The 25,676-nt window shown below is 62.6% G+C and carries 20 protein-coding genes; 4 read left to right on the plus strand and 16 right to left on the minus strand.

All coding sequences use genetic code 11. From position 1 onward, the window contains the following. Positions 1-8: 8 nt before the first annotated feature. Positions 9-200: a periplasmic nitrate reductase, NapE protein gene (locus G365_RS0110160; RefSeq protein WP_019645417.1), complete on the minus strand. Its 192-nt coding sequence runs from the start codon at positions 198-200 to the stop codon at positions 9-11. A 348-nt stretch (positions 201-548) separates the two neighbouring features. On the opposite strand from G365_RS0110160, the gene G365_RS0110165 reads away from it, so the two are divergent. Further along, positions 549-869, plus strand: a complete 321-nt coding sequence (locus G365_RS0110165; RefSeq protein WP_019645418.1) for a TM2 domain-containing protein — start codon at positions 549-551, stop codon at positions 867-869. Positions 870-960: 91 nt separating this feature from the next. Here G365_RS0110165 and bcp read toward each other — a convergent pair whose 3' ends face one another. Together bcp and G365_RS0110175 are read right to left on the minus strand one after the other, a co-directional pair. Then, complete coding sequence (bcp, locus tag G365_RS0110170; RefSeq protein WP_019645419.1) at positions 961-1,434, minus strand: thioredoxin-dependent thiol peroxidase; 474 nt, start codon at positions 1,432-1,434, stop codon at positions 961-963. Then, positions 1,431-4,457: a bifunctional [glutamine synthetase] adenylyltransferase/[glutamine synthetase]-adenylyl-L-tyrosine phosphorylase gene (locus G365_RS0110175; protein ID WP_019645420.1), complete on the minus strand. Its 3,027-nt coding sequence runs from the start codon at positions 4,455-4,457 to the stop codon at positions 1,431-1,433. The genes bcp and G365_RS0110175 overlap by 4 nt, the downstream gene beginning before the upstream one ends. Before the next feature lie 119 nt (positions 4,458-4,576). Between G365_RS0110175 and G365_RS0110180 the strand changes: the two genes are divergently transcribed. Further along, a complete protein-coding gene (locus tag G365_RS0110180) occupies positions 4,577-7,897 on the plus strand; it encodes a YhdP family protein (RefSeq protein WP_169545116.1) in 3,321 nt (1,106 codons plus the stop codon). 96 nt (positions 7,898-7,993) lie between these two features. Here the strand turns inward: G365_RS0110180 and G365_RS0110185 are convergent, their stop codons facing one another. The 8 genes from G365_RS0110185 to G365_RS21080 all read right to left on the minus strand — a co-directional run bounded on the left by G365_RS0110185 (position 7,994) and on the right by G365_RS21080 (position 17,615). Continuing rightward, complete coding sequence (locus G365_RS0110185) at positions 7,994-8,983, minus strand: ABC transporter ATP-binding protein (RefSeq protein ID WP_019645422.1); 990 nt, start codon at positions 8,981-8,983, stop codon at positions 7,994-7,996. Continuing rightward, positions 8,980-9,951: an ABC transporter ATP-binding protein gene (locus tag G365_RS0110190; RefSeq protein ID WP_019645423.1), complete on the minus strand. Its 972-nt coding sequence runs from the start codon at positions 9,949-9,951 to the stop codon at positions 8,980-8,982. Before G365_RS0110190 ends, G365_RS0110185 begins: the two co-directional genes overlap by 4 nt. Positions 9,952-9,963: 12 nt before the next feature. Further along, complete coding sequence (locus G365_RS0110195) at positions 9,964-10,881, minus strand: ABC transporter permease subunit (RefSeq protein WP_019645424.1); 918 nt, start codon at positions 10,879-10,881, stop codon at positions 9,964-9,966. Further along, complete coding sequence (oppB, locus tag G365_RS0110200; RefSeq protein ID WP_019645425.1) at positions 10,881-11,807, minus strand: oligopeptide ABC transporter permease OppB; 927 nt, start codon at positions 11,805-11,807, stop codon at positions 10,881-10,883. The genes G365_RS0110195 and oppB overlap by 1 nt, the downstream gene beginning before the upstream one ends. Positions 11,808-11,957: 150 nt before the next feature. Beyond that, entirely contained in the window at positions 11,958-13,562 is a 1,605-nt protein-coding gene (locus tag G365_RS0110205) for a peptide ABC transporter substrate-binding protein (protein ID WP_019645426.1), read from the minus strand. A 223-nt stretch (positions 13,563-13,785) separates the two neighbouring features. After that, positions 13,786-15,783 (minus strand): cobaltochelatase subunit CobT, encoded by a 1,998-nt coding sequence (gene cobT, locus G365_RS0110210; protein ID WP_019645427.1) that lies wholly within the window; start codon positions 15,781-15,783, stop codon positions 13,786-13,788. Between the two features lie 90 nt (positions 15,784-15,873). Next, positions 15,874-16,860 carry a cobaltochelatase subunit CobS gene (cobS, locus tag G365_RS0110215; RefSeq protein WP_019645428.1) on the minus strand — a complete coding sequence of 329 codons (987 nt, stop codon included), beginning with the start codon at positions 16,858-16,860 and terminating at the stop codon, positions 15,874-15,876. 122 nt (positions 16,861-16,982) lie between these two features. Then, the gene (locus G365_RS21080; protein WP_019645429.1) at positions 16,983-17,615 is read right to left on the minus strand and encodes a J domain-containing protein; all 633 of its coding nucleotides are present in this window, start codon (positions 17,613-17,615) and stop codon (positions 16,983-16,985) included. Between the two features lie 146 nt (positions 17,616-17,761). On the opposite strand from G365_RS21080, the gene G365_RS0110225 reads away from it, so the two are divergent. Then, entirely contained in the window at positions 17,762-18,100 is a 339-nt protein-coding gene (locus G365_RS0110225) for a BolA family protein (protein ID WP_019645430.1), read from the plus strand. Between the two features lie 79 nt (positions 18,101-18,179). Here G365_RS0110225 and G365_RS0110230 read toward each other — a convergent pair whose 3' ends face one another. The 3 genes from G365_RS0110230 to G365_RS0110240 form a co-directional block, all read right to left on the minus strand. Next, entirely contained in the window at positions 18,180-19,490 is a 1,311-nt protein-coding gene (locus tag G365_RS0110230; protein WP_019645431.1) for a bactofilin family protein, read from the minus strand. Between the two features lie 167 nt (positions 19,491-19,657). Continuing rightward, a complete protein-coding gene (locus G365_RS0110235) occupies positions 19,658-20,509 on the minus strand; it encodes an OmpA family protein (RefSeq protein ID WP_019645432.1) in 852 nt (283 codons plus the stop codon). 694 nt (positions 20,510-21,203) lie between these two features. Continuing rightward, a complete protein-coding gene (locus G365_RS0110240; RefSeq protein ID WP_019645433.1) occupies positions 21,204-21,710 on the minus strand; it encodes a cold-shock protein in 507 nt (168 codons plus the stop codon). A gap of 295 nt (positions 21,711-22,005) precedes the next feature. On the opposite strand from G365_RS0110240, the gene G365_RS0110245 reads away from it, so the two are divergent. Next, positions 22,006-23,310 carry a molybdopterin molybdotransferase MoeA gene (locus G365_RS0110245; protein WP_019645434.1) on the plus strand — a complete coding sequence of 435 codons (1,305 nt, stop codon included), beginning with the start codon at positions 22,006-22,008 and terminating at the stop codon, positions 23,308-23,310. Between the two features lie 45 nt (positions 23,311-23,355). Here the strand turns inward: G365_RS0110245 and G365_RS22915 are convergent, their stop codons facing one another. Both G365_RS22915 and G365_RS21090 read right to left on the minus strand, forming a co-directional pair. Then, entirely contained in the window at positions 23,356-25,257 is a 1,902-nt protein-coding gene (locus G365_RS22915) for a cyclic nucleotide-binding domain-containing protein (protein WP_019645435.1), read from the minus strand. A 37-nt stretch (positions 25,258-25,294) separates the two neighbouring features. Then, on the minus strand, positions 25,295-25,555 hold the full coding sequence (locus tag G365_RS21090; protein WP_155976221.1) for a hypothetical protein: 261 nt from the start codon (positions 25,553-25,555) through the stop codon (positions 25,295-25,297). Positions 25,556-25,676: the final 121 nt, after the last annotated feature.

Below are 25,676 nucleotides of genomic sequence, written 5' to 3' on the forward strand. Positions count from 1 at the left end.
CCCCTCTGTCATAGGCCCGGGGGGCCGTAAATCATCTGTAAAAACCAGACGGAAAACCCATAGGCCCCGACCACCGCCACCGAGAGAACCGGCAGCAGGACAAAGGCGAGGACAAAAAATTTCAGGCTTTCGATCCGTTTTGAACTGGGAGCCCGGCCGGATCCGGCCGGATCAGAAGGGGGGGCGGAAGAGGCCGACATGGTGAAGTGCCCTGCTGTTATCGGGAAAACCGTCGGATGCAGGATGCGCGGTTTCCTCAAGCGGGACCTTGACGGCGGTCAAGTCTCTGTATCTAAACGAATCATTGACTGTTTTTCTCGGATATTCCGGCGGCATCCGACGGAATGTGTAGTTATTGTAACCGAAATTAGACTTTCTCAGTGGAAAATATCTGGTCCACTTTTCCTTTCAGGGCGTTCTGCTTTTTTGTTTCAGGGTCAGATGATTGTTTTTTGTTATAGGTCGTAATCCATACATTTTCTTGACCGTTCTGGACCCGAGACACTATACCAGACGGGGGATTATCACCTGTTTGATCGGATACAGGAATGACTGAAGCTGTTGCATCTCTGATTTTTTGCGCCACCTGCGGGGAAAAGATGGCGTCCTCGGCGGCTGCCTGCCCGAAGTGCGGCGCTCCGAACTCCGCTGCCGCTGGCAAGGTGTCGAAGAAGGAATGGCTGCCGACCCTGCTGCTGTGCTTCTTCCTCGGTGTGTTTGGCTTCCACCGCTTCTATGTCGGTAAGGTCGGCACCGGTGTTCTGCAGCTGCTGACCTTGGGTGGTTTTGGGATCTGGTCGTTTATCGACTTCATCATGATCATCATCGGCAACTTCAAAGATGCCGAAGGCCTGCCGCTGAAGCGTTAATTCGCTTCTGCTGGATACAGGGTACAGATGTAAAACGGCGGCTTCGACAGGGAAGCCGCCGTTTTCCGTTTTCAGGGGCCTGTTCTCGACTTCAGTTTTCTTCGGCGGCCTTCAGCACCGCAGCGGCATGGCCTGCGACCTTGACCTTACGCCACTGATGCGTGATCACGCCGTCAGCATTCAGCAGGAAGGTGGCGCGCTCAATCCCGAAGTAGGTGCGGCCATACATGCTTTTTTCGACCCAGACGCCAAAGGCATCGCACAGGGCACCGGTTTCCTCATCCGACAGAAGCTGGAAAGGCAGGTTGTGCTTGGCGATGAACTGGTCGTGCTTTTTGATACTGTCTTTGGAAACCCCTAGAATCACTGTGTTTGCGGCGCTGAACCGGTCGTGCAGATCCCGGAAAGCCTCTGCCTCGGTGGTGCAGCCGCTGGTCATGTCCTTGGGGTAGAAATACAGGACGACTTTTTTTCCGCGCAGGGCTGACAGCGACAGGCTTCCCCCGCCGCTCACCGGCAGGGTCAGATCGGGAGCGGTCTGGCCGATGGTCAGGGCTTCACTCATTGTGGGCATTCCTTTGCAACAGGACTGGACGTGGCGGCAATGGCCCGGCGGGCCCGGGCCTGCTCTGCAGGATCATCAATCACCATACGGAAAATGGTGTGGACCCGATCATACAGATCCGTCATCCGGGCTTTCAGCCGGTCAAAGTCCGGCTCTGATGCCGCGGCTGCCAGCCGTTGGGTCAGTCCGGCCGGGGCCTCTTCTTCCCGGAATGTCCCGTCGATGGAGTAGCGCAGCAGCCCCTGCAGGGCCAGCCACAGTCCCTGTGCTTCCAGAAGGGTTGCCGTCTGATCCGCAGTCAGCAGATCCGCATCCCGCAGGTGGGGCAGGGCCTCGCCCACCGTCGGGGTCAGCAGCTGCGGCAGGGCCGCAGCATGACGCAGCAACAGATACTGCACGATGAATTCGACATCGACCAGACCCCCCCGGTGCAGTTTAACATCAAACAGATTGGCGGCTTTGCGTTCCCGCGCCATCAGGGCACGCATGTCTGCAACATCCACCAGCACTTTGTCAGCATCCTGCGGGGCGGTCAGCGAGGCCTGAAGGGCGGCCTCCACTTTCCGGCACAGATCCGGCGGGCCGCAGACCACGCGGGCCCGGGTCTGCGCCAGCTTTTCCCAGGTCCAGGCATCTTCGGCGTTGTATTTGACGAACGCAGGCAGGCTGACCGCCAGCGGCCCTTTTGATCCGGACGGGCGCAGCCGCATGTCCACTTCATACAGCCGCCCTTCGGCGGTCAGGGCGGTGATGGCGTTCACGAACCGCTGGGTCAGGCGAATGAAGTAATCGTTCCGGCTCAGTGGTTTCGGTCCGTCAGAGGTTTCCGCCCCTTCGGCTGTGTCGTAGACCGTGATCAGATCGAGGTCAGAGGTGGCGGTCATTTCCCGCCCGCCCATCTTGCCCAATGCCACCACCGCCAGCCCACCACCGGGCACCACGCCGTGCAGACGGGTGAATTCTGTTTCGGTGGCGGCCAGCAGGCGGCTGAGGACCGCATCGGCGATGTTGGTCAGGGCGTATCCGGCCTCCCTGGCATCAATCAGGCGGCGCAGGGTCTGCACCCCGACCTGAAAGCGCCGTCCGTTGGACCACAGGCGGCTGACGTCGAGAATTTCCTCATAGCTCTGGCAGTGTTCCAGCTGCCGGTCCAGTTCGGTCCCCAGCTGGTTGGCATCGGGAATGGCATCGAAGAAATCGAGGGCCAGAACCGAGTCGAGCATGCTTGGCCGTTTGGCGAGAATGGAGGCCAGACGGGGGGCATCTCCCATGATTTCCGCCACCAGACCCAACAGCGGCGGGTTGGCATGAAACAGCGAGAAGATCTGTACCCCGGCAGGCAACCCCGCCAGAAATTCGTCAAAGCGGAAGAAAGCGGAGTCCGGCTGAGCGGTCTGCCCCAGTGCTTTCAGCAGGGTCGGCGTCAGTTCCGTCAGCAGTTCTTTCGAACGGGTGGAGCGGGTGGCGCGGTACCGCCCGTGGTGCCAGCCTCGGATGGTGGCGGCAACGCTCTGCGGATTGCCGAACCCCATGCCGGACAGGGTGGACAGGGTTCCGGGGTCATCCTCGTGCCCGGTGAACACCAGATTGCCGTTGTCCGGGGCCAGACTGGGCGCTTCCTCGAACAGGGCAGCGTAATGGCGCTCCACCGTTTCCAGAATGCCGCGCAGGGCCCCGGAAAAGGCGGGCAGGTCGGCAAAACCGTAGAACACCGCCACATGGGTCAGGCGGGCATCGTCTTCCGGCAGGGTCTGGGTCTGGGCGTCATCAATCATCTGCAGCCGGTGTTCGAGACCGCGCAGAAAGCGGTAGCAGCGGTCGAGATCGTCGCGCACCGGCTCATCAACCTGCCCCAGCGCCACCAGCGCCCCGATGGCCTCCAGGGTGCGGGCCGGGCGTACATCCGGCACCCGTCCCCCCCAGATCAGCTGCTGGGTCTGGGCGAAAAACTCGATTTCGCGGATGCCGCCCCGTCCGACCTTGATGTTATGCCCGGCCACCGCCACGGTTGCCCCGCCCTTATGGGCGTTGATCTGGCGTTTGATCGAGTGAATATCCTGAATGGCGTAGAAATCCAGCGACCGCCGCCAGACGAAAGGCCGCAGGTGGCGCACGAAAGCGGCCCCGCGCTCCCGGTCCCCGGCAACGGTGCGGACCTTGATCATCGCCGCCCGTTCCCAGTTCTGGCCGAAGCTTTCGTAGTAGGTTTCCGCCGCATCGGTGGAAATGGCCACCGCCGTTGATCCGGGGTCAGGCCGCAGCCGCAGATCTGTGCGGAAGACGTATCCGTCACCGGTCCGCTCATCCATGATCCGCACCAGTGACTTGGTCAGGCGGACAAAGAATTCCTGCGGGCTTTTGCTGCCGGTGTAGTCAATCCGGTCGTGGTCATAGAGAACGATAATGTCGATGTCAGAGGAATAATTCAGCTCCCGCGCGCCCAGCTTTCCCATGCCTAGCACGACAAAGCCGCTGTCCTGTTCCGGCCGGTCAGGGTTGGGCAGACGCAGATGCCCCCCCAGATGGCCTTCGCGCAGCAGATGACCGGCGGCAAGGCTCAGGGCGGTTTCTGCATAGTCCGACAGTGTTTCTGTGACGGCTTCCAGCGTCCACAGACCCGCGATGTCCGCGAGTGCGGTCAGCAGAGCAATCCGGCGTTTGCCGACCCGCAGCCCCCGCATCAGAACGTCGATCTTCCGTTCGCCGGACAGGGTGGTCTGTATCCCGTCAAACAGGGCGGTCCGGGTGGCATCGGGGCCCTGTTCCAGCAGGGTCCGTACAAACGCGGGTTCACGCAGCAGGCTGGCCGTCAGGAACGGGCTGTTGCCGAAGCAGCAGTCCAGCAGGGCCCGGGCCGGGGTCTCCGGGGTGGCGCAGTGCTGCATGAAGGCGGCGAGGCCGGGGTCATCCTCGCTGCGGCGGCTGGCGTCATCCAGCCAGCGCTCCAGCCCGGTGGCAGCCTTTTCGGCATCATAAGGGCGGGGAAAATGCGGTGATGACACAAAAAAAGCCAATTCCGGCATTATATTTCCCCCCGTTCGGCCTTTGCAGCACTGGACATTTGCCGCAGACTGCGGCATGCCCGGCGGCTGGTCAAGAGAGGCCGGGGACTGATCCCGACGACAGGAGCATTTCTGCATTGGTGCATGGTGGGGTTAAACTGCTGTTCCGTGGTCTGGGGGCGGTGGCGCTGGGCGCCCTGCTGACTTCTGGCTTCGTCGTCTGGCGGCTGGGGCAGGGGCCGGTACAGCTCAACTGGCTTACCCCTTATCTGGAAGAAGCCCTGTCGGCCCCGCAGGCCGGGGTCCGCCTGCGGATCGGCTCAACGGAAATCGCCTGGGAAAATGCTGAGCGGGTGCTGGATCTGCGGGTGCGGGATGCTTCGGTGGTGGATGGCAGCGGCGGGGTTCTGGCCCGGTTCTCTAAGCTGGGCCTGTCGCTGGAGCCTGCCCCCCTGCTGGCCGGGCGGATCCGACCGCGGGCCATTGATATTTTTGAACCGCACCTGCGGCTGATCCGCGAGACAGATGGCACGCTCCGGCTTGGGCTTCAGACTTCGCCTGCCCCGGTCGCTCCGGCAGGGACAGAGGCGGCAGCGCCCCAACCGGCCACCCCTCAGCCCGTTGCCCCGTTTCCCTCAGCCGATGATCCGGTCCCCGGATCGTCCCAGCCGCTTGATCTTCTGTTTGAGGCGCTGAACACCGGCGATACCGTTGCAGGCCGCCTGCAGAGCGTGGCCCTGACGGATGCGGATGTCGAGGTGATCGACCGTCTGAATGGGGTGGTCTGGGATATCCCGGCCCTGTCGCTGGATGTGGAGCGTGAGGCAACCGGGCTGGCGGTGACGGCAGAGGCCCGGCTGGATCTGGATGCCCGGCCGACAACGGTTTTGCTGGCCGGTCAGTTCCGCAATGCCAGCCGTACCCTGTCGCTGAATGTCGATGTCGATGGTCTGCGCCCGGCGGCGCTGGCCCCGTTGCACCGTGATCTGCGCCCCCTGTCGACGGTGGATTTTCCGCTGTCCGGGCGGGTGCGGCTGGCCGCAACGCTGGAGCAGACCACGCCGGTCGTGCACCGGGTTGAGGTTGATCTGACCGGCGGGGCCGGAATGCTGCGGGCCCCCGCCCCGGTCAACACGGATTACCCGTTGTTGTCCCTGCGGCTGCGGGGCAGTTACGACCTTGACCGTTCCAAAGTGGCGCTGGATGACCTGTCGGTTGTCCTTGATTCGGCAACGGTGACCGGTACCGCCAGTCTGGCCCCGGCCGAAGGCGGGGCAATGGCGGGCACCGCCACGGTTTCCGTCGGGCCGATGACGGTGGAAACCCTGAAGCGGTACTGGCCGATTCCGGTGGCCCCCAACCCGCGGGAATGGGTGGTCGCCAATCTGAAGGATGGGCGGGTAACCGGCGGCAGCTGGACGGTGTCTCTCGGTGGCCCGGATCTGGCGGATGTGACGGTCACCGGGCTTGAGGGAAAGGCCCATGCCGAGGCGGTGACCGTATCCTATCTGTCGCCGATGCCGCTGGCCACCGATGCCCGTGCCGATCTGAACTTCGGTATGGACCGGGTGGAGCTGCTGGCCTTGCAGGGGCAGGTCGGGGCCCTGAAAATCACCGATGGGGCGATCCGGTTCACCGATCTGGATAAATACGACAACTTTGCTGATATCCAGCTGGCGGTCGAGGGGCCGTTGTTGGATGCGCTGAAGCTGCTGGACAGTCCGCCGCTGGGTTACCCCCGCAAGCTGGGGCTCGACCCCACCAAGGCCCGGGGCGAAACGGCGACGACCCTGTCGCTGCAGTTTCCGTTGTTGCAGAATCTGGCTCTGGAGGATCTGAAGGTCCGGGCTGATGCCAAGGTGCGCAACGGGATTCTGAAAGGGGCGGTGTTCGGGCAGGATCTGACCGAAGGGGATATCGCGCTGGGCGTCGATACCACCGCCCTGGATGCCAAGGGGAAGGCCCGGATCGGCGGGGTGCCGATGGACTTCACCTGGCGGGAGAACTTCTCCGGAAAGCCGTTTGCCAGCCGCTACACTGCGACCGCGCAGGTGGCGGAAGATAAACGGGGGATGTTTGGCCTGACGTTCCCGCCGTTCACGCCGACTTATATCGGGGGCCCGGCAACGGCGGCATTGGTCTATACGGTCAACCGCAACCGGACCTCGGTGCTGGATGTGCAGGCCGATCTGGCGGATTCCCGGCTGTGGATTCCCGGCTTTGAGTATGAAAAGCCACCGGGGAAACCGGCACAGGCCACGGCGCAGGTTCTGCTGAAGGGTGATCAGATCACCGATGTGCCGAAGTTCCATGTCAGTGCGGACGGGCTGGAGCTGGAGGGGGCCGTGGCCCTGACGGCGGGGCAGGATTTGCAGTCGGTGACAGTGTCTTCCGGAAAAATCGGCGATACGGTCCTGAGTGGGACCCTGACCCGGATGAAGGACCGGAACGGTTTTGAGGTTGATGCCCGCGGGCCGTTTCTGGATGCCACGCCGTTCCTCGGCACCCGGACAGTTGAAGGTGCCGCCCCGAAGACACCGGCTCCCCTGCCGGAGGTGGCTGCCGATGGCTCCATTGATGACGGTCTGCCCCCGCTGGTGCTGCGCGGCTTTTTTGACACTGTGAAAACATCAGAAGATGTCAGGACCGGAAAAATCGGTCTGGTCACCGCCCTGCAGGCATCGGCCAACCGTTCCGGCGGGCGCTGGCAGACAGCCCGTATTGATGCCACCGTCGCGGAGGGCGGCCCGGTTTCCTTCATTCTGGGGCCGGACCCGGAGGGCAAGGCCCGCCGCCGCTTTACAGCCCGTACCGAGGATGCCGGTGCGCTGCTGCGGGCCCTTGATGTGCTGGGGACCCTGCGCGGCGGCAAGCTATGGGCAGAAGGGTATGTCAATGCCCGGGGCGTCGCCGAAGGGACCCTGAGCATTGACGGATACCGGCTGGTTGATGCCCCGATTCTGGCTAAGCTGCTGTCGGTGGCGGCCCTGACCGGCATTCTGGATGCCCTGACCGGGGACGGGATTTCCTTTGACCGCCTTGAAGCGCCGTTTGTCTATGACAGCGACCGCGAGCATGTTCAGTTCCGGCAATTCCGTACCTTTGGGTCCTCCCTCGGTCTGACCGGCAGTGGCAGCATGGATTTCCGTACCAACCGCATTGACGGAACCGGGACGATGGTGCCGTTCTTCATGGTCAACAGTCTGGTCGGGCGGATTCCGCTGCTGGGGGATCTGTTGACCGGGTTTGAAAAAGACGGTGGCCTGTTTGCCGCCGGATATACCGTACGGGGGGCGGTGTCGGACCCCGACATCAGCGTTAATCCCCTCAGCGCGCTGGCACCGGGCTTCCTGCGCAAGCTGTTTACCTTTGACTTCGGCAGCAGTTCCTCTGACCCGGTGACGGAGGCCCCGTCGCCGGAGGTTCCGCTGTCTCCTCCGTCGCATGGATCCGGGGGATAAACCCCGGGTGGGTCCGCGAAAAGGGAACACTGGCGCGTGACTGAAATTGCTGTGATGAGAAAACCCCCGGCAGACTGTCTCTGCCGGGGGTTTCCGTTACAGGCCGGGGCCGTCAAAATGACAGGCAAGCTCGTGACCGGGGGCAAGCTGCCGTCGTTTTGGCTCCTCCTGCCCGCAGCGTTCCTGCGCGAAGGGGCAGCGGGTGCGGAACACGCAGCCCGAGGGCGGGTTGATCGGGCTGGGCAGATCACCGCTGATGATCAGCCGTTCTTTTGCCCGTTCTTTCTCCGGGTCGGGGATCGGGACCGCTGAGATCAGGGCCCGGGTATAAGGATGGTGCGGGCGGGCATAGATGCTGTCCCGGTCGGCAATTTCCATTACTTTGCCCAGATACAGCACCATGATGCGGTGGCTGATGTGGCGCACCACGGACAGGTCATGGCTGATGAACAGCAGGGACAGGCCGAATTTGCGTTGCAGGTCTTGCAGCAGATTAACGATCTGGGCCTGAATTGAGACGTCCAGCGCCGAGACCGGTTCGTCACAGACGATCAGCTTCGGTTCAAGGATCATGGCCCGGGCAATGCCGATCCGCTGACACTGTCCGCCGGAGAATTCATGCGGATAACGGTTGATCATCTGCGGCAGCAGGCCGACGTTTGCCATCATGTCCTGCACCCGCTGACGGATCTCGGCCTTACTGAGATCACGGCGGTGGGTCACCAGCGGTTCGGCGATGATTTCGCCGATGGTCATGCGCGGGTTCAGGCTGGCCAGCGGATCCTGAAAGATGATCTGCAGGCTCTTGCGCAGGGGGCGCATGGCGGTGGAGCGCAGCCCGGCAATGTCCCGGCCCAGCCAGACCACCTGCCCGGCGGTTGGCTCAATCAGCTGCAGGACGGCACGGCCAAGGGTGGATTTACCGCACCCTGACTCGCCGACGATGCCCAGCGTTTCCCCGGCCTGCAGGTCGAAGTCAACGCCGTCCACCGCCTTCAGCAGTGCCGGTTTGCCAAACAGGCCTTTGCCGGGGATCTCGAAATGGACCCGCAGGTCGCGGACTTTCAGAATCGGATCGGCGCTCATCGGGTGGCCTCCTCATGGTGGCACGCCGCCATGCGGCCATTGCCGTAGTCCAGCAGCGCCGGGGGCACATCACGGCAGCGGTCTGTACGCAGGCTGCAGCGGTCATGGAAGGCACAGCCTTTCGGCAGGTTCTGCAGGTTCGGCGGCTGTCCGGGGATGGCGTACAGGCTGGATCCGGCAGTGCCGTCCAGACGGGGCATCGATTGCAGCAGCCCCTTGGTATAGGGGTGGCGCGGGGCATAGAAAATATCCTGTACGCTGCCGGTTTCAGCAACGCGGCCCCCGTACATCACCATCACCCGGTCACACAGTCCGGCGACCACCCCCAGATCGTGGGTGATCATGACGATGGCCGTGTTGAAATCCCGCTTCAGGTCATTCAGCAGATCAAGGATCTGTGCCTGTACCGTCACGTCCAGCGCGGTGGTCGGTTCGTCGGCGATCAGCAGTTCCGGCGAGCACAGCAGGGACATGGCGATCATCACCCGCTGACGCATCCCGCCTGAGAATTCGTGTGGATACATGTCAATCCGCCGGGCTGCTTCCGGGATGCCGACACGGTCAAGCATGGTGATCGCATGGCGGCGGGCGTCATGGGCGCTCATGCCTTTGTGCTCAATCAGCACCTCGGTCATCTGCCGGGCGACCGACAGATACGGGTTCAGCGAGGTCATCGGATCCTGAAAGATCATTGCCATCCGCGACCCCCGGATGGTGTTGAGCTTCTTCTTCGGCATGGTCAGCAGGTTGTCACCCTGAAACAGGGCTTCGCCGGTACAGTGGCCGTTGCGGGCCAGCAGGCCCATCACCGACATGAACACCTGCGTTTTGCCGGACCCGGATTCCCCCACCACGCCCAGTGTTTCCCCGGCGTTGAGGGTGAAGCTGATGCTGTTGACAGCAGAAACCATGCCGTCAGGGGTGGAGAACCGGGTTTCCAGATTACGGACGTCAAGAACGGCAGTCATTGCGGTTCCCCCTCAGCGGTCTTTCGGGTCGAGCGCGTCGCGCAGCCCGTCGCCGATGAAGTTGAAGCAGAACAGGGTGGTGGCGAGGAACGCTGCCGGAAACAGCAGCATCCACGGGGCGACTTCCATCACGTTGGCCCCTTCCGAGATCAGAACACCCCAGCTGGTCAGCGGTTCCTGAACGCCGAGGCCAAGGAAGGACAGAAAGCTTTCGATCAGGATCACCTGCGGAATGGTGAGAGTGGCATAAACGATCACCGGTCCCAGAACGTTGGGGATGATGTGCCGGAAGATGATGGTCAGGTTGGAGACCCCGATGGCATGAGCGGCTTCGATGAACTCCCGCCGTTTGATTGCCAGTGTCTGGCCGCGCACGATCCGGGCCATGGTCAGCCATTCGACAGCGCCAAGGGCGACGAAAATCAGGAAGATATTCCGCCCGAACACCACCATCAGCATGATCACGAAGAACATGAACGGCAGGGTGTAGAGAATATCAACGAAGCGCATCATCAGGTTATCGACCCGGCCGCCGAAATACCCGGCCGTGGCCCCATAGACGACCCCGATCACCATCGAAACAAAGGTGGCCAGCAGCCCGACGGCCATCGACACCCGCGCCCCGTACAGGGTGCGGACAAACAGATCCCGGCCATTGCCATCGGTGCCGAACCAATGCTGGTTGGCAAAGTCCGGCCCCATCTGGATACGGTCCCAGTATACCGCATCATACTCGTGCGGACTGAGGGACGGGCCGATGATTGCCAGGACGATGATCAGGCCAAGGATGATCAGCGACCCCATTGCCGCTTTGTTGCGGTACAGGCGCAGGCGGGCATTCCGCCAGACGCTGCGGGCTTCAACGGACGGGGCCTCAGCCGGGGCCCCGTTGCCGGAGGCAAGGGTGGATTTGCGGCGGAAGAACAGCATCAGCGGTTGCTCCGGAGTTTGGGATCGAGCAGGCCGTACAGCACATCGACCAGCAGATTCAGGGTGATGATCAGTGCGCCGTACACAATCACCACACCCATCACCAGCGGATAGTCGCGGTTGAGAGCGGCCTTGATGAAGTAGGTGCCGATGCCGGGAACGGCGAAGATGGTCTCAATCACCACTGATCCGGTGGTGACGGCAGCCGTGGCCGGACCGAGGTAAGAGACCACCGGCAGCAGGCCCGCTTTCAGGGCGTGGCGGATCACCACCAGATGGTCGCGCAGCCCTTTCGCCCGTGCGGTGCGGACGAAGTTGGAGTTCAGGACTTCCAGCATGCTGCCACGGGTCAGGCGGCTGATGTAGGCGATCTGCGGCAGTGACAGGGCAATGATCGGCAGCACCTTATACTTCAGCTCTCCGCTGCCCCAGCCGGAGGTCGGCAGAAGTTCCCAGTACACTCCGACCACCAGAGACAGCAGTGGCGCCATCACAAAATTGGGGATCACGATTCCGGTCATGGCCACACCCATCACCGCATAATCCGCCGCGCTGTTCTGGCGCAGGGCCGACAGGGTCCCCAGCGTCACCCCGACCATCAGGGCCAGCAGGATTGCTGACAGGCCCAGCTGGATGGAGGCCGGTGCCCCGCTGGCGATCAGTTCAGCAACGGAAAAGTCTCGGATTTTGATCGACGGGCCAAAGTCGCCGTGCATCACTTTCCACAGGTAGATGCCAAACTGCTGAACCAGCGGTTTATCAAGATCATAGGCTGCCTTGATGTTCTGCTCGATTTCCGGTGGCAGGGCGCGTTCGGAGTCGAAGGGGCCACCGGGGGCGATGCGCATCATGAAGAACGCCACGGCAATGACGATCAACATCAACGGTATCGCGCCGAGCAGGCGCTTGAGGATATAGCGGGTCATCCCAGGGGAAACCTCCCAGGTTCAGGCGGCGCGGTCATCCTTCCGGTTCGGGACGGAACCGGAAGGATGACCCGCCGGAAGCGATGGCGGAGAGCGGAACAGAAAGCCCCGCCCCCGGCGGAGACCGGCAGGGTCGGGGCAGGCAGGCTGTTACTGCTTGATGTCCATGAAGCGGGACGGATGGTTGTCCGGGGTGTTATCGACCCAGCCGACCACTTTCGGCGACACCAGCTGCTTGGAGACGTAGTAATAAATCGGGATCACCGGCACATCCCGCATCACCAGCGCTTCGGCCTGCTTCAGCACCTCGGCGCGGGCGGTCAGGTCGGTCATCAGGGCCGCCTTATCCATCAGGGCGTTGAATTCCGGGTTGTTGTACCCGGAATAGTTCAGCGGGCCGGTCTTGCCTTCCATCTTGAACAGGAAGTTCTGCGGATCATCATAGTCCGCGATCCAGCCTTCACGGGCGACCTCGAAGTTCTTCTGCTTCAGGTCGGCGTAGTGGATCTTGCCTTCGGTGTTGAACAGCTCGGCTTCGATGCCCGCCTGCTTCCACATCGCGGCGACGGCAATGGCGATACGCTTATGGTTTTCCGAGGTGTTGTAGCGCAGGGTGAATTTCAGCGGCTTATCCTTGCCGTATCCGGCATCGGCCAGCAGCTTTTTGGCTTCTTCGACCCGGGCCGCGTAGGGCTTGCCCTTCCAGTCCACGGTGGCGGGGGCGGTGTAGTTGCCGGTGCCGGGCGGAACGTAGGAATAGGCCGGCAGCTCGCCGGTTTTCAGAACCTTGTCGGTGATCGCTTCGTTATCGACCAGCAGGGCCATGGCCCGGCGGACACGCAGATCGTCAAACGGCTTTTTGGTGGTGTTGAGGGCGTAATCATAGATCCCGGCGTAGGGGATGATCCGCAGCTCATCCTTCATGTTCGCCTTCAGCCAGTCGATCTGTTCGGACGCGATATCGCGCACCACATCCAGCTCCCCGGCCCGGAACCGCTTCTGCATCGCGGTACGGTCTTCGTAGGTGTAGTAATACACGGTATCGAGCTTGACGTTGGCGGCATCATAGAACTTGTCGTTCTTCACCAGCTTGGCGTGGACGTTGGGCACCCACTCGGCCAGCTTGAACGGACCGTTGACGACGATGTTTTCCGGCTTGGTCCAGTCCTTGCCGAATTTTTCGATCACATGCTTCGGCACCGGGGCCGCGGTCTGGTGGGCCAGCTGCGACAGAAAATACGGGGCCGGGGCGGTCAGGGTTACTTCCAGCGTGCGGTCATCAACGACTTTCACGCCGACGTCTTCAGCCTTGGCCTTGCCTTTGTTGAACTCTTCCGCCCCTTTGATGATGTACAGCAGCGAGGCGTATTCGGTGCCGGAGGCCGGATCCAGCAGACGGCGGAAGGAATAGGCGAAATCGTTGGCGGTCACCGGGGTGCCGTCAGACCAGGTGTGGCTGCGGATCTTAAAAGTATAGACCAGCCCGTCGGGAGAGATGGTCCAGCTTTCCGCCGCACCGGCAATGGCCTCGCCCTTCTGACCGCGGGTCATCAGGTTCAGATACATGTCGTCGGTCAGGCGGCTGGTCTGGACCGTCGACACATAGTGCGGGTCCATCGACTGCGGTTCGCCGTCATTGCCGTTACGCAGGACCTTTTCCGCGTGAGCGCCGCTGATCAGCACGGTGGACAGCATGGTCCCCAGCATCAGGGCGCGGAGGGTACGGGTCGGCTTCGATCCGGTAAGCACACGCATTGAGGTAACTCCCTGTTGATTTTGCCGCCTCCCGGCATCCGAAGAACCGGGGGCTGATCCTGCCATTGTCAACAGAGGCACGTCTGGCGCAATTGACCCGAATGTCAGCCGCCAAGGGTTTAAAGTATAGGGTAATCTCTACCCCTACCCGAAGGCATAAGCCCCCGGATACGGGGGCTTATGCTCTTTTGGGGGGAGTTTTCCGCCGGATCTGCTGCGGGCTTCAGCGGCGTCCGTCTTCATCGAACAGCTCAGCCAGCTGTTTCAGTACCGTACCGCCCAGTTCCTCGGCATCCATGATCGTGACCGCGCGACGGTAGTAGCGGGTCACGTCATGGCCGATGCCGATGGCAAGCAGATCGACCGGGCTGCGGGTCTCGATCCAGGCAATGACGTCGCGCAGATGCTTTTCCAGATAGTTACCGGGGTTGACCGACAGGGTTGAATCGTCAACCGGGGCCCCGTCGGAAATCACCATCAGAATCCGCCGCTGCTCCGGGCGGCCCAGCAGGCGCTGGTGGGCCCACATCAGGGCCTCCCCGTCGATGTTTTCCTTCAGGATGCCTTCTTTCAGCATCAGGCCCAGACTGCGGCGGGCCCGGCGCCACGGGGTGTCGGCAGCCTTATAGATGATATGCCGCAGGTCATTCAGACGTCCGGGGCTGACCGGTTTCCCGTCCTTCAGCCATTGTTCGCGGGCCTTGCCGCCCTTCCACTGGCTGGTGGTGAAGCCCAGAATTTCAACTTTCACACCGCAGCGTTCCAGTGTGCGGGCCAGAATGTCGGCACTCATGGCCGCAACGGTGATCGGGCGTCCGCGCATTGAGCCGGAGTTGTCGATCAGCAGCGTCACCACGGTATCGCGGAAGTCGGTATCGCGTTCCAGTTTGTAAGACAGTGGAACGGTTGGGTTGGCGACGATGCGGGCCAGACGGGCCGCATCGAGATAGCCTTCTTCCAGATCAAAGTCCCATGACCGCAGCTGCTGGGCCATCAGACGGCGCTGCAGGCGGTTTGCCAGCCGGGAGACCACTCCCTGCAGGTGTGACAGCTGCTGATCAAGCTGGAAGCGCAGACGGGTCAGCTCTTCCGGATCACAGAGGTCGGTGGCGTCTTTCACCTGATCGAAGGCGGTGACATAAGCCTTGTAGGCGGTATCAAGGCCGCTGTTATGGCCGGGGCGGGGCCGGGCGGCTTCGGTCTCTCCGGCCGGATCCTCTGATCCTTCACCGGGGGCGGCGATCTGCATGGCCTGATCGCCGTCTTCCTCACCGCTTTCACCCTGTTCGCTGCCGCCCTTGCTGTCGTCAGACTGATCCTGACCGGACTGCTGCTGGCCGCCCTGATTTTCCTGCTGCTCGTCGCCGCCTTCGTCTCCGCCGTCGGCTGCCTGACCATCGGCCTGCTGATCCTGTTCGTCGCGTTCCAGATCTTCCAGATCATCACGCTCCAGTTCCAGATCCTCAAGGATCTGGCGCAGGACATTGGCGTAGGCCACCTGATCGTCACGGGTGGCGGCAAGATCCCCGATGCGCTGGCGCAGCCGGTCGACGGTATCCGCGCACAGGGTCAGCAGGTGCCGGGCTGCGGGGCCGATCGGCACATCTCCCAGCCCTTCGGCAATGGTCAGCTTGGCAAGTTCATGCAGCGGGACCGAGGCCGGATCGGTGACCTGTGCGTATCCTTCGGCGTTCAGGCGGGTTTCCACTGCAGCCGACAGATTCAGGGCGGTGCCCTGCAGGCGGCTGGCCCCGATCGCCTCCACCCGTGCCTGTTCGGCCGCATTATAGACATCGCGGGCATCGGTGCTGGTGGGCAGACGGCGGGCATGCACCCGCACATCGTGATACCGCAGCTTCAGGGCGGTGGCGTCGGCGACCCCGCGCAGGCGCCCCAGAGCCTTGGGGTCCAGCGCATTGGGGGGCAGTGGCAGGCGGACCTGATTGCCCATGACCGACCCGTTACCGTTCAGGCCAACCGGGGAATAGCTGATCAGAAGATCTTTTTGCCCGGCCATGGCCCGCAGGCAGGCGGCTGTTGCCCGCTTCAGGGTTTCGGTCGGGGTTTCGCCGCTGTGCAGGGCGTCGCCTTTCGGGCCGCGTGCGGGCCCGGCATGGATGCTGCCCGGACGGCCACCCCCGGCAATCGGAGAACCAATGGCGGCGGCACCACCGGCAGAAGCGGCACCGGACGGACGGGCAAAGCGGGGCGTATCAGCCATGATCGGCAGGATTCCTAAAACAGATCGGTCATCCATGCACCGCCTGCCGGGACGGGCCGGGCAGGCGGTGCATCGGGTGCGGGGTCAGCCTCAGGGCATGATGGCCCGCAGGGCTGACTGCGGCAGCTCTTCCCCAAGGCAGCGCTGGTAGTATTCCGCCACCAGCGGACGCTCGGTCTCGTCGCACTTGTTCAGGAAGGTGACGCGGAAGGCATAGGCCACATCCCCGAAGATCTGGCTGTTTTCTGCCCAGGTCAGCACGCTGCGCGGGCTCATCACCGTCGAAATATCACCGGCGATAAAGCCGGAGCGGGTCATGTCAGCCACCGAAACCATGGCCGACAGGGTCTTGCGGCCCTTGGCGGCGACAAAGTCCGGCATTTTGGCGGCGACGATGTTCACTTCGGCATCGTGTTCCAGATAGTTCAGGGTGGCGACGATGTTCCAGCGGTCCATCTGGCCCTGATTGATCTGCTGGGTGCCGTGGTACAGGCCGGTGGTATCCCCCAGACCAATGGTGTTAGCGGTGGCAAACAGGCGGAACGACTTGTGCGGCCGGATCACCTTGTTCTGGTCGAGCAGCGTCAGCTTGCCTTCGACTTCCAGAATCCGCTGAATCACAAACATCACATCCGGTCGGCCGGCATCGTATTCGTCAAACACCAGAGCACAGGGGTTCTGCAGGGCCCACGGCAGAATCCCTTCACGGAATTCGGTGACCTGCTGACCATCGCGCAGCACGATCGCGTCTTTGCCGATCAGGTCGATACGGCTGACATGGCTGTCGAGGTTGACGCGGATGCAGGGCCAGTTCAGGCGGGCGGCAACCTGTTCGATATGGGTCGATTTCCCGGTACCGTGATACCCCTGCACCATGACGCGGCGGTTGTAGGCAAACCCGGCGAGAATTGCCAGTGTGGTATCGCGGTCAAACAGGTAGTTCGGGTCCAGATCAGGGACGTAGTCCGAGCCCTTGCTAAAAGCCGGAACCATCATATCGCTGTCGATCCCGAACACGTCCCGCACGGACAGGGTGATATCGGGGGTGTTCAGGGGGTTAACCGCACCGGAGTCCATCTGTGTCCTCTTTATCCTCTGGTCGTCCGGGCGATGACCGGGAGAGCCCCCGAGACCTGCCGGACCTGCGCGCGCCGGGCCACCGGAACGGCGACGTGGCGTCTGAGGTCCTTAGAATAGCCTCAAGTCCGGTCATTTAGTCCAGTAAGAAGGAGGCGATAGGCGGCGTTTATCTCTTTCAGGCGGTCTTCGGCATCCTTATCCCCCTGATTGACATCGGGGTGGTGCTGTTTGACCAGAGACAGATAGCGGCTGCGCAGGACGTCCTTCTCCAGCGGCCAGTCCAGTCCCATCACCCGCAGGGCCCGGTCTTCCGGCGTATCGGGGCGCGGGGGGCGGTCGTGCTGGGTCTGCTGCCAGCGTCGCCGGGCATCAGCGGCCCCGGCCCCGACATTGTCGCGGTAGACGCCGAAGGGGTCGTTGATATCCGGGCCGTCACTCCGGGCTCCGGCACCGTTACGCCCCATCTTCCAGGTCGGGCGCTGCCAGTAAGTATCCTGCCGGATATGGTCTTCGACCTGTGCGTCATTCAGGCCGTCAAAAAAGTTCCAGCTTTTGTTGAATTCGCGGACATGCTCAAGGCACAGCCATTGATAATCCGACAGATTGCGATCCTTGGGGGCGCGGTATTCCCCCGCCTCCGGGCAGCCGGGATGGGCGCAGACGCGGTGGCGCGGCTGTCGGCGGGTCGAATAACGGCCGAAAGGATCAAAGGCGGCTTCTTCCGCCGGAGAGGGAGTCTTTTTGGAGCGCATGGGCAGAATATGTGACCGGGAGGGTGTCAGAGGCAAGGGGAACGGCCTATGTATGATACCGTCATAATGGCCGAGTGCGCGGGTGAGCGGAAGAGACCGGTTGCCAGAGGCCGGCGGTTTCTTTTTCAAGCACAGGATATGGTGTTATGTCCAACTCCCCGATGTCTGCCCCGATGCCGGATGGCCCCTATGCCCGCCGGATGGTGGAAAAGCTGACCGCAGCTTTTGCGCCGTCGCTGCTGGAAATCAAGGACGACTCCCATAAGCATGCCGGTCATGCCGACCGGATTGCCGCGCTGGGGCCATCGGGGCATGCGCCGGTGGATGGTGGGGGCGAAACCCATTTTCGTGTCACGCTTGTTTCGGCGGCTTTTGTGGGGCAGTCCCGCGTTCAGCGGCAGCGAATGGTCTATGACGTCCTGCGGGATGAACTGCGTGAGCGGATCCATGCGCTGGCTCTGACCACCAAGGCCCCCGGTGAGTGAGGGGGGTACCGGACGAAGTCGGACCTGAAAAAGGAACGGGCGGGAAAAATCCCGCCCGTCTGGCTTTTGATGCCGGTTTTTACTGCATTTTGCAGGACCGTACCGAGATGCATTGGTTCTCGGCTTCACACTTCAGTTCCCAGGTGCAGACTTCCTGAAGGGCTCCGCGTGCCCCGGCTGGCAGGGCCGGTTTGGTCTTTTTCGCGGAAGCCGAAGCTGCCGGAGAGTCCGCAGGTCTGCTTTGGGCGACAGTCGCCTTCACGGTGCCCGTGTCTTTCGTCGGTGCCGGATCGTCGGTGACCGCTTCCCGGGATGCCGGAGTCGGCTTACCGGTCGCGGGTTGGCTGGAGGATGCCGCTTCTGCCGGGGCAGGCGGAGTCTGTGCTGTTGCTGCGGCAGCCACTGCCGGGACCGCAGGCGCGGCGACCGGAGCCGGTTCAGGCGATACAGCCGCAGGAATCGGCCTGTCGACCGGTTCATGCCGGGGCAGGGGCGGTGAGGGGGACAAGTCCGGGATCACGACCGGGGGCGGAGCGGTCACGACGGGTGTCGGGGCGACTGCCACAGGGGTCTGTGCCGTTACCGCCGGTTTGGTTTCCACGGTCTCGGCAGCCGGAATGGCCGGAACAGACGGCGGCTCTGCTGCGGTCAGGGTCGACGGCATGATTTTTGACAGTGACGGTGGCACGGCAGGCGGCGGCGGCGGCGTAATACGCGGTGCGGCTTCTGTGGTCGTATTATTCGTCGAGCTAGCCGCAACGGCAGCAGGGGCTGCTGTTGCTGTGGTAGAGGTCTCTGCGACAGTGGCAGGGTTTTCCGTCCGTGACTGTGTCACCTGTTCCAGAAGCTGGTCTTTCCAGTTTCGGGTGGTCGGATTAATCACGGTGATGCCAGTGATGACGCCGGCGACGATCATTCCACCCAAAAAGGCCAGCATGGACATGTTAAAGCGTGGCGGAGAAACCGACGCCGCAGCGGCCTGCTTGAGAGAGGCAGCGGCCGGAATTTCGGTGACAGTCGGAATAGCCGGGCGGCTGGTGCCGGACATAACCGGGACAAGACGGGCGTTGACGTCCGCGCAGGGCTCCGTACCGAGGCTTTCGTATTCCACTTCTCCCCGGAAGTGACAGCCATCACGGAAAATCGCCTGCCGAGCATTCACAATGCCGGTCATATTTCCACTGACAGTCGCTTCCTCGGCACTTATACGGGCGCGGATACGACCATTGGGGCCAACGGTGGCCTGACGGGCCAACACATCGCCATGGAATTCGCAGTCCATCTCGACGCTGCCGGACGTTTCAATCCGGCCACGAATGGTCAGATCGGGCGCAAGGTATGAGGTACCGGCGCTTCCGAATGGCGACAAAGGATATGCGGCAACAGACATGACGCTCCCCCGGTAAGGGTCCGGCCTTGTGCCAAGTCGTTCCTGCCCCCGATAAACGACGGCAGCCGGATTTCCCAACTGCCGCCATCATGCCGAATTTTATCTAAAATTTCCACCCACCTTTAGCCGTGCCCGCGGCTAAAGGTGGGTGGTGCTTGATACAGGTGTTATTTCGCGCTGCGGAACTTAATTTCGACTCGGCGATTCTTCAGTTCCTGCACGTTGTCCTTGGTCGGAACAGCAAGCTGCTGCTCGCCATACGCTTCCAGAGCCATCGACTCGGCCTTGATGCCCAGCTTCACCAGCTGATCGGCAACGCGTTCAGCACGCTTCTGCGACAGCAGGATGTTGGCGGTATCAGCACCGGCGGTATCGGTGTGACCGGCAATCACCACGGTGACGTTCGGGGACTTCTTGTAGGCGTCAGATGCGGCCTGCAGGACAGAAGCGGCATTCGGGTCGAGAACCGAGGCACCGGTCTTGAAGTAGACGGTGAAAACCTGCGGCTTGGCTTCAACAACCGGCTCCGGCTTCTTTTCCAGTTCCTTCTTGACCCCGGCGAGGTTGTCAGTGAAGGCCTTCTTGCAGGCTGCGATATCTTCCGGCTGGTGGCCTTCTTCCTGCTGTTCGATCCAGCAGTCAAAACCGGCAGCCTGAGCCTTGGCGGCCAGAACCGGAGCCTTCTCGCGGCCGCCGGCATCCAGGGCGCTCAGCAGGTCAACGCGGGCCTTCGACAGTTCAACAGCCTTATCGGCGGCCAGGTCACGTTCGGCAACGGCCTGCGGCAGAACCTTTTCCCCGCGGGCAGCAGCTTCGGCGCGGCGCAGGAAGTAGGCGGCATCACGCCAGTCGCCCTGTCCCTTTTCGCTGGCGGCCAGCTTCACATATTCCTGATGCAGGGTCTTGTTGAAGTCACCGCCGGTGACCGGCAGCTTCTGGACCGCATCGACATTCCACTGGTCGGCACAGGCCGAGAGCAGTCCCGCAGCAGCAGTCACCAGAAGAATTTTCTTAAACATCGTGAGTCTATCCTTCATTCGCAGAAAGGCGCCAGCCGGACGCTATACTGACCATTTTTCACAGGCTGTCCAGCCGTGAAGTGATGCAGGATACCGTCTGTAGCCCTCTGATACGCCCTGTCCTTGTGGTTTTTACGAGATCCGCGTCCTGTTTTCAGGCTGTACGCAGCCGGAAGTGACGACGCGGAGCCGAGCAATCCCATTCCCCCCTATCGTCCGGCCTGAGGCAGGCCAGAAGACAGTTATATCCCCACTTAAGCTGCCGGAAGTCCGGCTGATCTGGTGATTGGGTGACAGAGATGCCCCGCCAATGCAACAGAAAGCATGCCATAGTACAGGGATCTGTGGCGAAATCACAGGAATTTCAAGCCTCTCGGGAAGTGGAGCGCTGTACGCGGGAGGGGGGCGAAAAATTATGTCTTTCCAGATATTTATTTCTTTAAGTCAATGTTTTGCCTGCACGTTCCCCGCCAAAGGGACGCGGGTGGCCATCGTAGATAAAGAATATGTCGGCCCAGAAAAATTTGCCCGGGAATGGGGCTTCCCCTCCTACCCGGTCAAAACAAAAGGCCCGTCGGTATCGACGGACCTTTGTCTTTAGCTCTGCTGTCTGCCGGTGACCTGCACTGGCAGGCAGTCAGCGAAAGAAAAATGGGCGCCGTCGTTAGGCTGCGCCCATTTCTGAAACCACCGCTCAGATGACTTCGACTTCTTCCGCCATCGGGCCTTTCTTGCCCATACGGGTGTTCAGACGCACCCGCTGGCCGCTTTCCAGGGCCTGAAGACCGGACCGGTTCAGGGAACCGATGCCGATGAACACGTCCTTGCCGCCGCTGTCCGGGGTGACAAAGCCGAAGCCCTTGTCGGCGCTGAAGAACTTCACGACGCCTTCGATGATGGCATCGTCATCGCCGCCGCCCATGCCGCCGCCGCCGCCTTCGACCGCGTCGGAGTTATCCACCGACAGAATGGTCGAAACCTGCGGGCCCTTCGGACCGGCTTCGAGATCGCAGACGATAACCGCGCCCTGCGCAATGGCGTTAAGACCCGCGCGCTGGACGACAGAAATGTGGAGAAACGCGTCAGAGGAACCATCCTGAGGAGCGACGAAACCGAAGCCCTTGGAGGTATTGAACCACTTAACGGTTGCCGTCACGCCGGTTTGCAGCGGGTTGGACGGGCGGAAGGAGCGGTTATTCATAGCGAACAGAAAACCTTTGAAAGGGGTATAACCGTCTCGAACATTACCTGATTCCGTACCCGTCTCCAAGCGCTATGACTCACCATTTCTGTTTTTCCGGGGAGAGCGGGAAAGCTGTTGCAAATGTGCCGATGGGTGGGGAAGAGTCCAGAGTTCCTCCCGCTCTGTCGGATGTCCGGTTCTGTCGGCACGCGTTCTGTAACGGATTTCGCACCTTTTGCAGGCGTCTCGGTCCGGCATCAGGTCTGGCGGCAAGAGCGCCGGGGGACGGTCTATAAGGAAGAAAGGCTGCATCATGCTCCCGGAGTCGCCCCGTCCTGCTGCCGTTACCGCTGACTGTTTTGCCCCTGCGCAGGGGCTGTTGCCGCTGGAAGATGCCTGGCGCCGGATTGTGTCTGCGGTCGGGCCTGTCTGCGGCCCTGAAACCGTTCCGGTGACTGAGGCTGCGGGGCGGGTACTGGCGGAGGCGGTGCAGGCGCCGTTTCCGATGCCTCCCTATGATAACTCGGCGATGGATGGATATGCGCTCTGCGGGCGTGATCTGGCTGCGGCACGGGACCGTGGGGAGGTGGCGCTGACCCTGCCGGTGGTCCGGCGGGTGGTGGCCGGAGATCCGCCGGGGGATCCGGTTGGAACCGGGGCTGCTGTACGGATCTTCACCGGCGCCCCGTTGCCGCCGGGATTAGATACGGTTGCGATGCAGGAGGACTGTACTGTTGCCGGGCAGGGCGATCAGAGGCTGGTGACGGTTCCGGTCGCTCTGAAAACCGGCGACAACCGCCGCTGTGCCGGTGAGGACGTGCAGAGCGGTCAGACCGTTCTGTGGTCAGGCATCCGCCTGCGTCCGGCTGATGTGTCGATGGCGGCTGCGGTCGGACGGACGGAGGTCGCGGTCTTCCGGCGGCTGCGGGTTGCCCTTTTTTCCACCGGGAGTGAACTGCGGGAGCCGGGGCAGCCGCTGCCGCCCGGCTGCATCCATGACAGCAACCGCTATGGGGTGATGGCGATGCTGCGTGCCCTGGGCTGTGTGGTGACGGATCTCGGGATTCTCAGTGATCAGGCGCCGTTGATCCGGGCGGCGCTGGATCAGGCAGCGGAAGGCCATGATCTGATCGTGACCTCCGGCGGGGTTTCGGTCGGCGAGGAGGATCATGTCAAGGGGGCGGTGGACGCTCTCGGGGCCCTGCATTTCTGGAAGCTGGCCCTCAAGCCGGGCCGTCCGGTGGCGCTGGGGGCGATCCGGGGGGCTGCCTTTCTTGGGCTGCCCGGCAACCCGGTTTCGGCGCTGGTGACCCTGCTGCTGATCGGCCGCCCGCTGATACACCGCCTGCAGGGACGGACAGAGACGCCGTTGGTCCGGTACCCGCTGACAGCGGCCTTTTCCTTCACCAAGAAGCCCGGGCGGCAGGAATTCATCCGGGTGTGGACGGAGACCGGAGCGGACGGGCGGCCTGTCCTGCGGGCTTTTCCGTCACAAAGCTCCGGGGTGTTGTCTTCGATGGTGCAGGCGACGGGGCTGGCAGATCTCAGCCGTGATGGGACCGGGGTGCGTGACGGCGAGATTCTGGACTACATTCCCTTTACCGAAGCGCTGTGGTAACGCCGGTTGCGGGAGGCGGGCCGGGCCTGTTTGCAGGCCCGGCGGTCACAGCCGGATCATGCCGGGATCATCTTCTTCCTGCATGGAAACCCGGTATGGTGATTCCGCTGCCCACGACGGCTGGGCCACCGGGCGGGCATCCTCCCGCCGCAGCAGTTCTTCCGCCCGGGAGAGATTGCGTTCGATGGTCTTGTACAGCGCCCCGCCGGCGCCGGTGGCCCGATGCACCGCCAGCGCATCGCGGAAGGCAACGGCGGCGAGGCGCATATATTCCGGATCGTTGCTATGCTTGGCCATCAGGAACAGGGCAGAGCCCATGTTGTTGCGGGTGGCGGCATACAGATGCGGGGCGGTTTCCGCTGTCCGCACCTCCAGCGCGGCCCGGCACAGGTCGGTGGCTTTGGCGAGAATATCCAGACTCTTGTGATGATCCCCCCACACCTGCATTGCCTGCGCAATGGCGTGGGTCAGCTCTGACCACCGCCACGGGTCATCGGCGCGGCTGACCACGGCTGTCGCTTCCCTGAAGCGGATCAGCGATTCGCGCAGGGCCTCTTCGTCGCCGGTCAGCAGGTCCAGACGGAACAGTGATCCCCCGAGGCGATATTGCAGCTGTCCCCACAGGCGGGGGTCGGTGTCGCGGTTGACCCCTTTCAGGCCGTCCCGGTAGGTTTTGACGGCTTCATGCAGAATCTGCTCGTCGGCGTGTTTTTCGCCCTGTCCCTGCAACACCATGCCAAGGGCCATCGACAGGCGGCTGGCGCGGCGGTCGTTGGCGTTTGGCAGGCGGGTCAGCGCATCGCGCCAGGTGGTGACGGCCCGTTCCAGCCAGTCCCCGCGTCGGCTGTGGCCGGCAATGGTGACGGCCAGATAGCCGTACACTGCCAGCGTCATTGCGCCTTCTTCCATCGACAGGGTTGGGTGTGGGGTATTGACCCGGTCCTGTGCTTCCGCTGCCAGTGTGGCGACCAGCCCCGTTTCATCGCCCAGGGCAACGGCGACGCAGGCCCGCAGCAGCGGGGCCCAGCTTTCATCAAAGTCAGCGGGGACGATCAGCGGCTGATCCGGCGGCAGACCGCCGAGTCGGTCATACATCGGCGGCTGGCCGCTGCTGAAGAACAGGGTGATGGTACGACCTTCGCCGTCTTCCCCGCCCCAGATCAGGACGTCGGCCTTTTCCTCTGCCTGCAGGGCGCGGGCTTTGGCGTGCAGACTGGTGCTGTTGAAATCCGGGACCGGATCATTGGGGGTGAACAGCGGTGCAGCCGTTGGACGGACTTCGATTCCATCCAGTGCATTCAGCTGGGTGATCAGAAAGGGGCGCTGATCGTATTCGGCTTCCAGCGACAGGGGGGTGACCGCCACCACCGGCGGACGTTTCTTTACCAGTTTTGTCGCGGCGCCGGGGGCAATGGCATCCATCAGCCGTCCCAGCAATCCGGCCCGTCGCCCGATCGCCGGGTTGGGGGTGATCATCGGGCGCGGCGGGATCGGCGGCGCGTCTTTCAGCGGGGCGGTGACAAGGGCCGTACCGGGCGAGGCTGCCTTGGCCGTTCCCGGCTTGGGCGGGATCGGCGGCGGGGGTTCCGCTCCGCCGGCGGCAAGCCGTTCATCGGCGTCGCGCTGGCGGCGGGCCAGACGGGTCATCACCTTCAGGGCGGTGGCCGGATCATCCTGAATCGCGCGCAGAAACTCCGAGCGTGGAATCACCCGGACGATCACATCCGTCAGGGCCCGGGCCATAACGTTACGCGGGCCGTTATCCAGCACCCCGGTTTCGCCGAACAGGTCCCCGTTGGCCAGTTCCCCGACCTGAACCTGCATTCCCCCGCGTCCGCCCTTCAGCAGTTCAACGCGGCCGCTTTCAATCATGAAAGCGGCATCACTGTCTTCTCCCTCACGGAAGATGACAGCCCCTGCTTCATATTGGCGGGTTTCGGTCCGCACCGGTCTGTTTCTCCGTCAGTGTTTCGAAGGGGTGCAGTTAACCGGCGGCTTCCGTTCCGTCCGGTTCGGTCGGCGGGCTGACGCCGTCAGCATAGCGGATGGCCCCCTGATACACCTTGGCGGTCTGGTCGCCGCAGCGGGCCTCGATGTAGCGGTTGCCGTTCTCATCTTCTCCGAGAGACAGGGTGATGGCACCGCTTTCCAGCCCGGTTGCCACCTGTTTGTCATCCTGTCCGAGGGCCTTGGCGATCGAGGCGACCAGCGCGTTGATTTCCTGAAAATGCTCTCGGTTTTCCACCGGTCTGTCTCCGTGGTCAGGGGGATGTGCCGGGCCGGGGCAGGCAGCGGCCTTCATCGGGAAGGCCACGCTTCCACGACCGACACCCGGCAGCGGCTGGGGGCCGGTGCCGGATCAAGGG

Origin of the sequence: Novispirillum itersonii subsp. itersonii ATCC 12639, from assembly GCF_000381985.1 — a bacterium.
Classification (GTDB): domain Bacteria; phylum Pseudomonadota; class Alphaproteobacteria; order Rhodospirillales; family Rhodospirillaceae; genus Novispirillum; species Novispirillum itersonii.

What these genes read in the sequence shown, in the direction of transcription:
- G365_RS0110245 (WP_019645434.1), top strand. Translation starts at nt 22,006, where the DNA reads ATGCTCCCGGAGTCGCCCCGTCCTGCTGCCGTTACCGCTGACTGTTTT.
- bcp (WP_019645419.1), bottom strand. Translation starts at nt 1,434, where the DNA reads ATGAGTGAAGCCCTGACCATCGGCCAGACCGCTCCCGATCTGACCCTG.
- G365_RS21080 (WP_019645429.1), bottom strand. Translation starts at nt 17,615, where the DNA reads ATGCGCTCCAAAAAGACTCCCTCTCCGGCGGAAGAAGCCGCCTTTGAT.
- G365_RS0110195 (WP_019645424.1), bottom strand. Translation starts at nt 10,881, where the DNA reads ATGCTGTTCTTCCGCCGCAAATCCACCCTTGCCTCCGGCAACGGGGCC.
- G365_RS0110185 (WP_019645422.1), bottom strand. Translation starts at nt 8,983, where the DNA reads ATGAGCGCCGATCCGATTCTGAAAGTCCGCGACCTGCGGGTCCATTTC.
- G365_RS0110160 (WP_019645417.1), bottom strand. Translation starts at nt 200, where the DNA reads ATGTCGGCCTCTTCCGCCCCCCCTTCTGATCCGGCCGGATCCGGCCGG.
- G365_RS0110235 (WP_019645432.1), bottom strand. Translation starts at nt 20,509, where the DNA reads ATGTTTAAGAAAATTCTTCTGGTGACTGCTGCTGCGGGACTGCTCTCG.
- G365_RS0110205 (WP_019645426.1), bottom strand. Translation starts at nt 13,562, where the DNA reads ATGCGTGTGCTTACCGGATCGAAGCCGACCCGTACCCTCCGCGCCCTG.
- G365_RS0110190 (WP_019645423.1), bottom strand. Translation starts at nt 9,951, where the DNA reads ATGACTGCCGTTCTTGACGTCCGTAATCTGGAAACCCGGTTCTCCACC.
- G365_RS0110240 (WP_019645433.1), bottom strand. Translation starts at nt 21,710, where the DNA reads ATGAATAACCGCTCCTTCCGCCCGTCCAACCCGCTGCAAACCGGCGTG.
- cobS (WP_019645428.1), bottom strand. Translation starts at nt 16,860, where the DNA reads ATGGACTCCGGTGCGGTTAACCCCCTGAACACCCCCGATATCACCCTG.
- G365_RS0110225 (WP_019645430.1), top strand. Translation starts at nt 17,762, where the DNA reads ATGTCCAACTCCCCGATGTCTGCCCCGATGCCGGATGGCCCCTATGCC.
- cobT (WP_019645427.1), bottom strand. Translation starts at nt 15,783, where the DNA reads ATGGCTGATACGCCCCGCTTTGCCCGTCCGTCCGGTGCCGCTTCTGCC.
- G365_RS0110165 (WP_019645418.1), top strand. Translation starts at nt 549, where the DNA reads ATGACTGAAGCTGTTGCATCTCTGATTTTTTGCGCCACCTGCGGGGAA.
- G365_RS0110230 (WP_019645431.1), bottom strand. Translation starts at nt 19,490, where the DNA reads ATGTCTGTTGCCGCATATCCTTTGTCGCCATTCGGAAGCGCCGGTACC.
- oppB (WP_019645425.1), bottom strand. Translation starts at nt 11,807, where the DNA reads ATGACCCGCTATATCCTCAAGCGCCTGCTCGGCGCGATACCGTTGATG.
- G365_RS0110175 (WP_019645420.1), bottom strand. Translation starts at nt 4,457, where the DNA reads ATGCCGGAATTGGCTTTTTTTGTGTCATCACCGCATTTTCCCCGCCCT.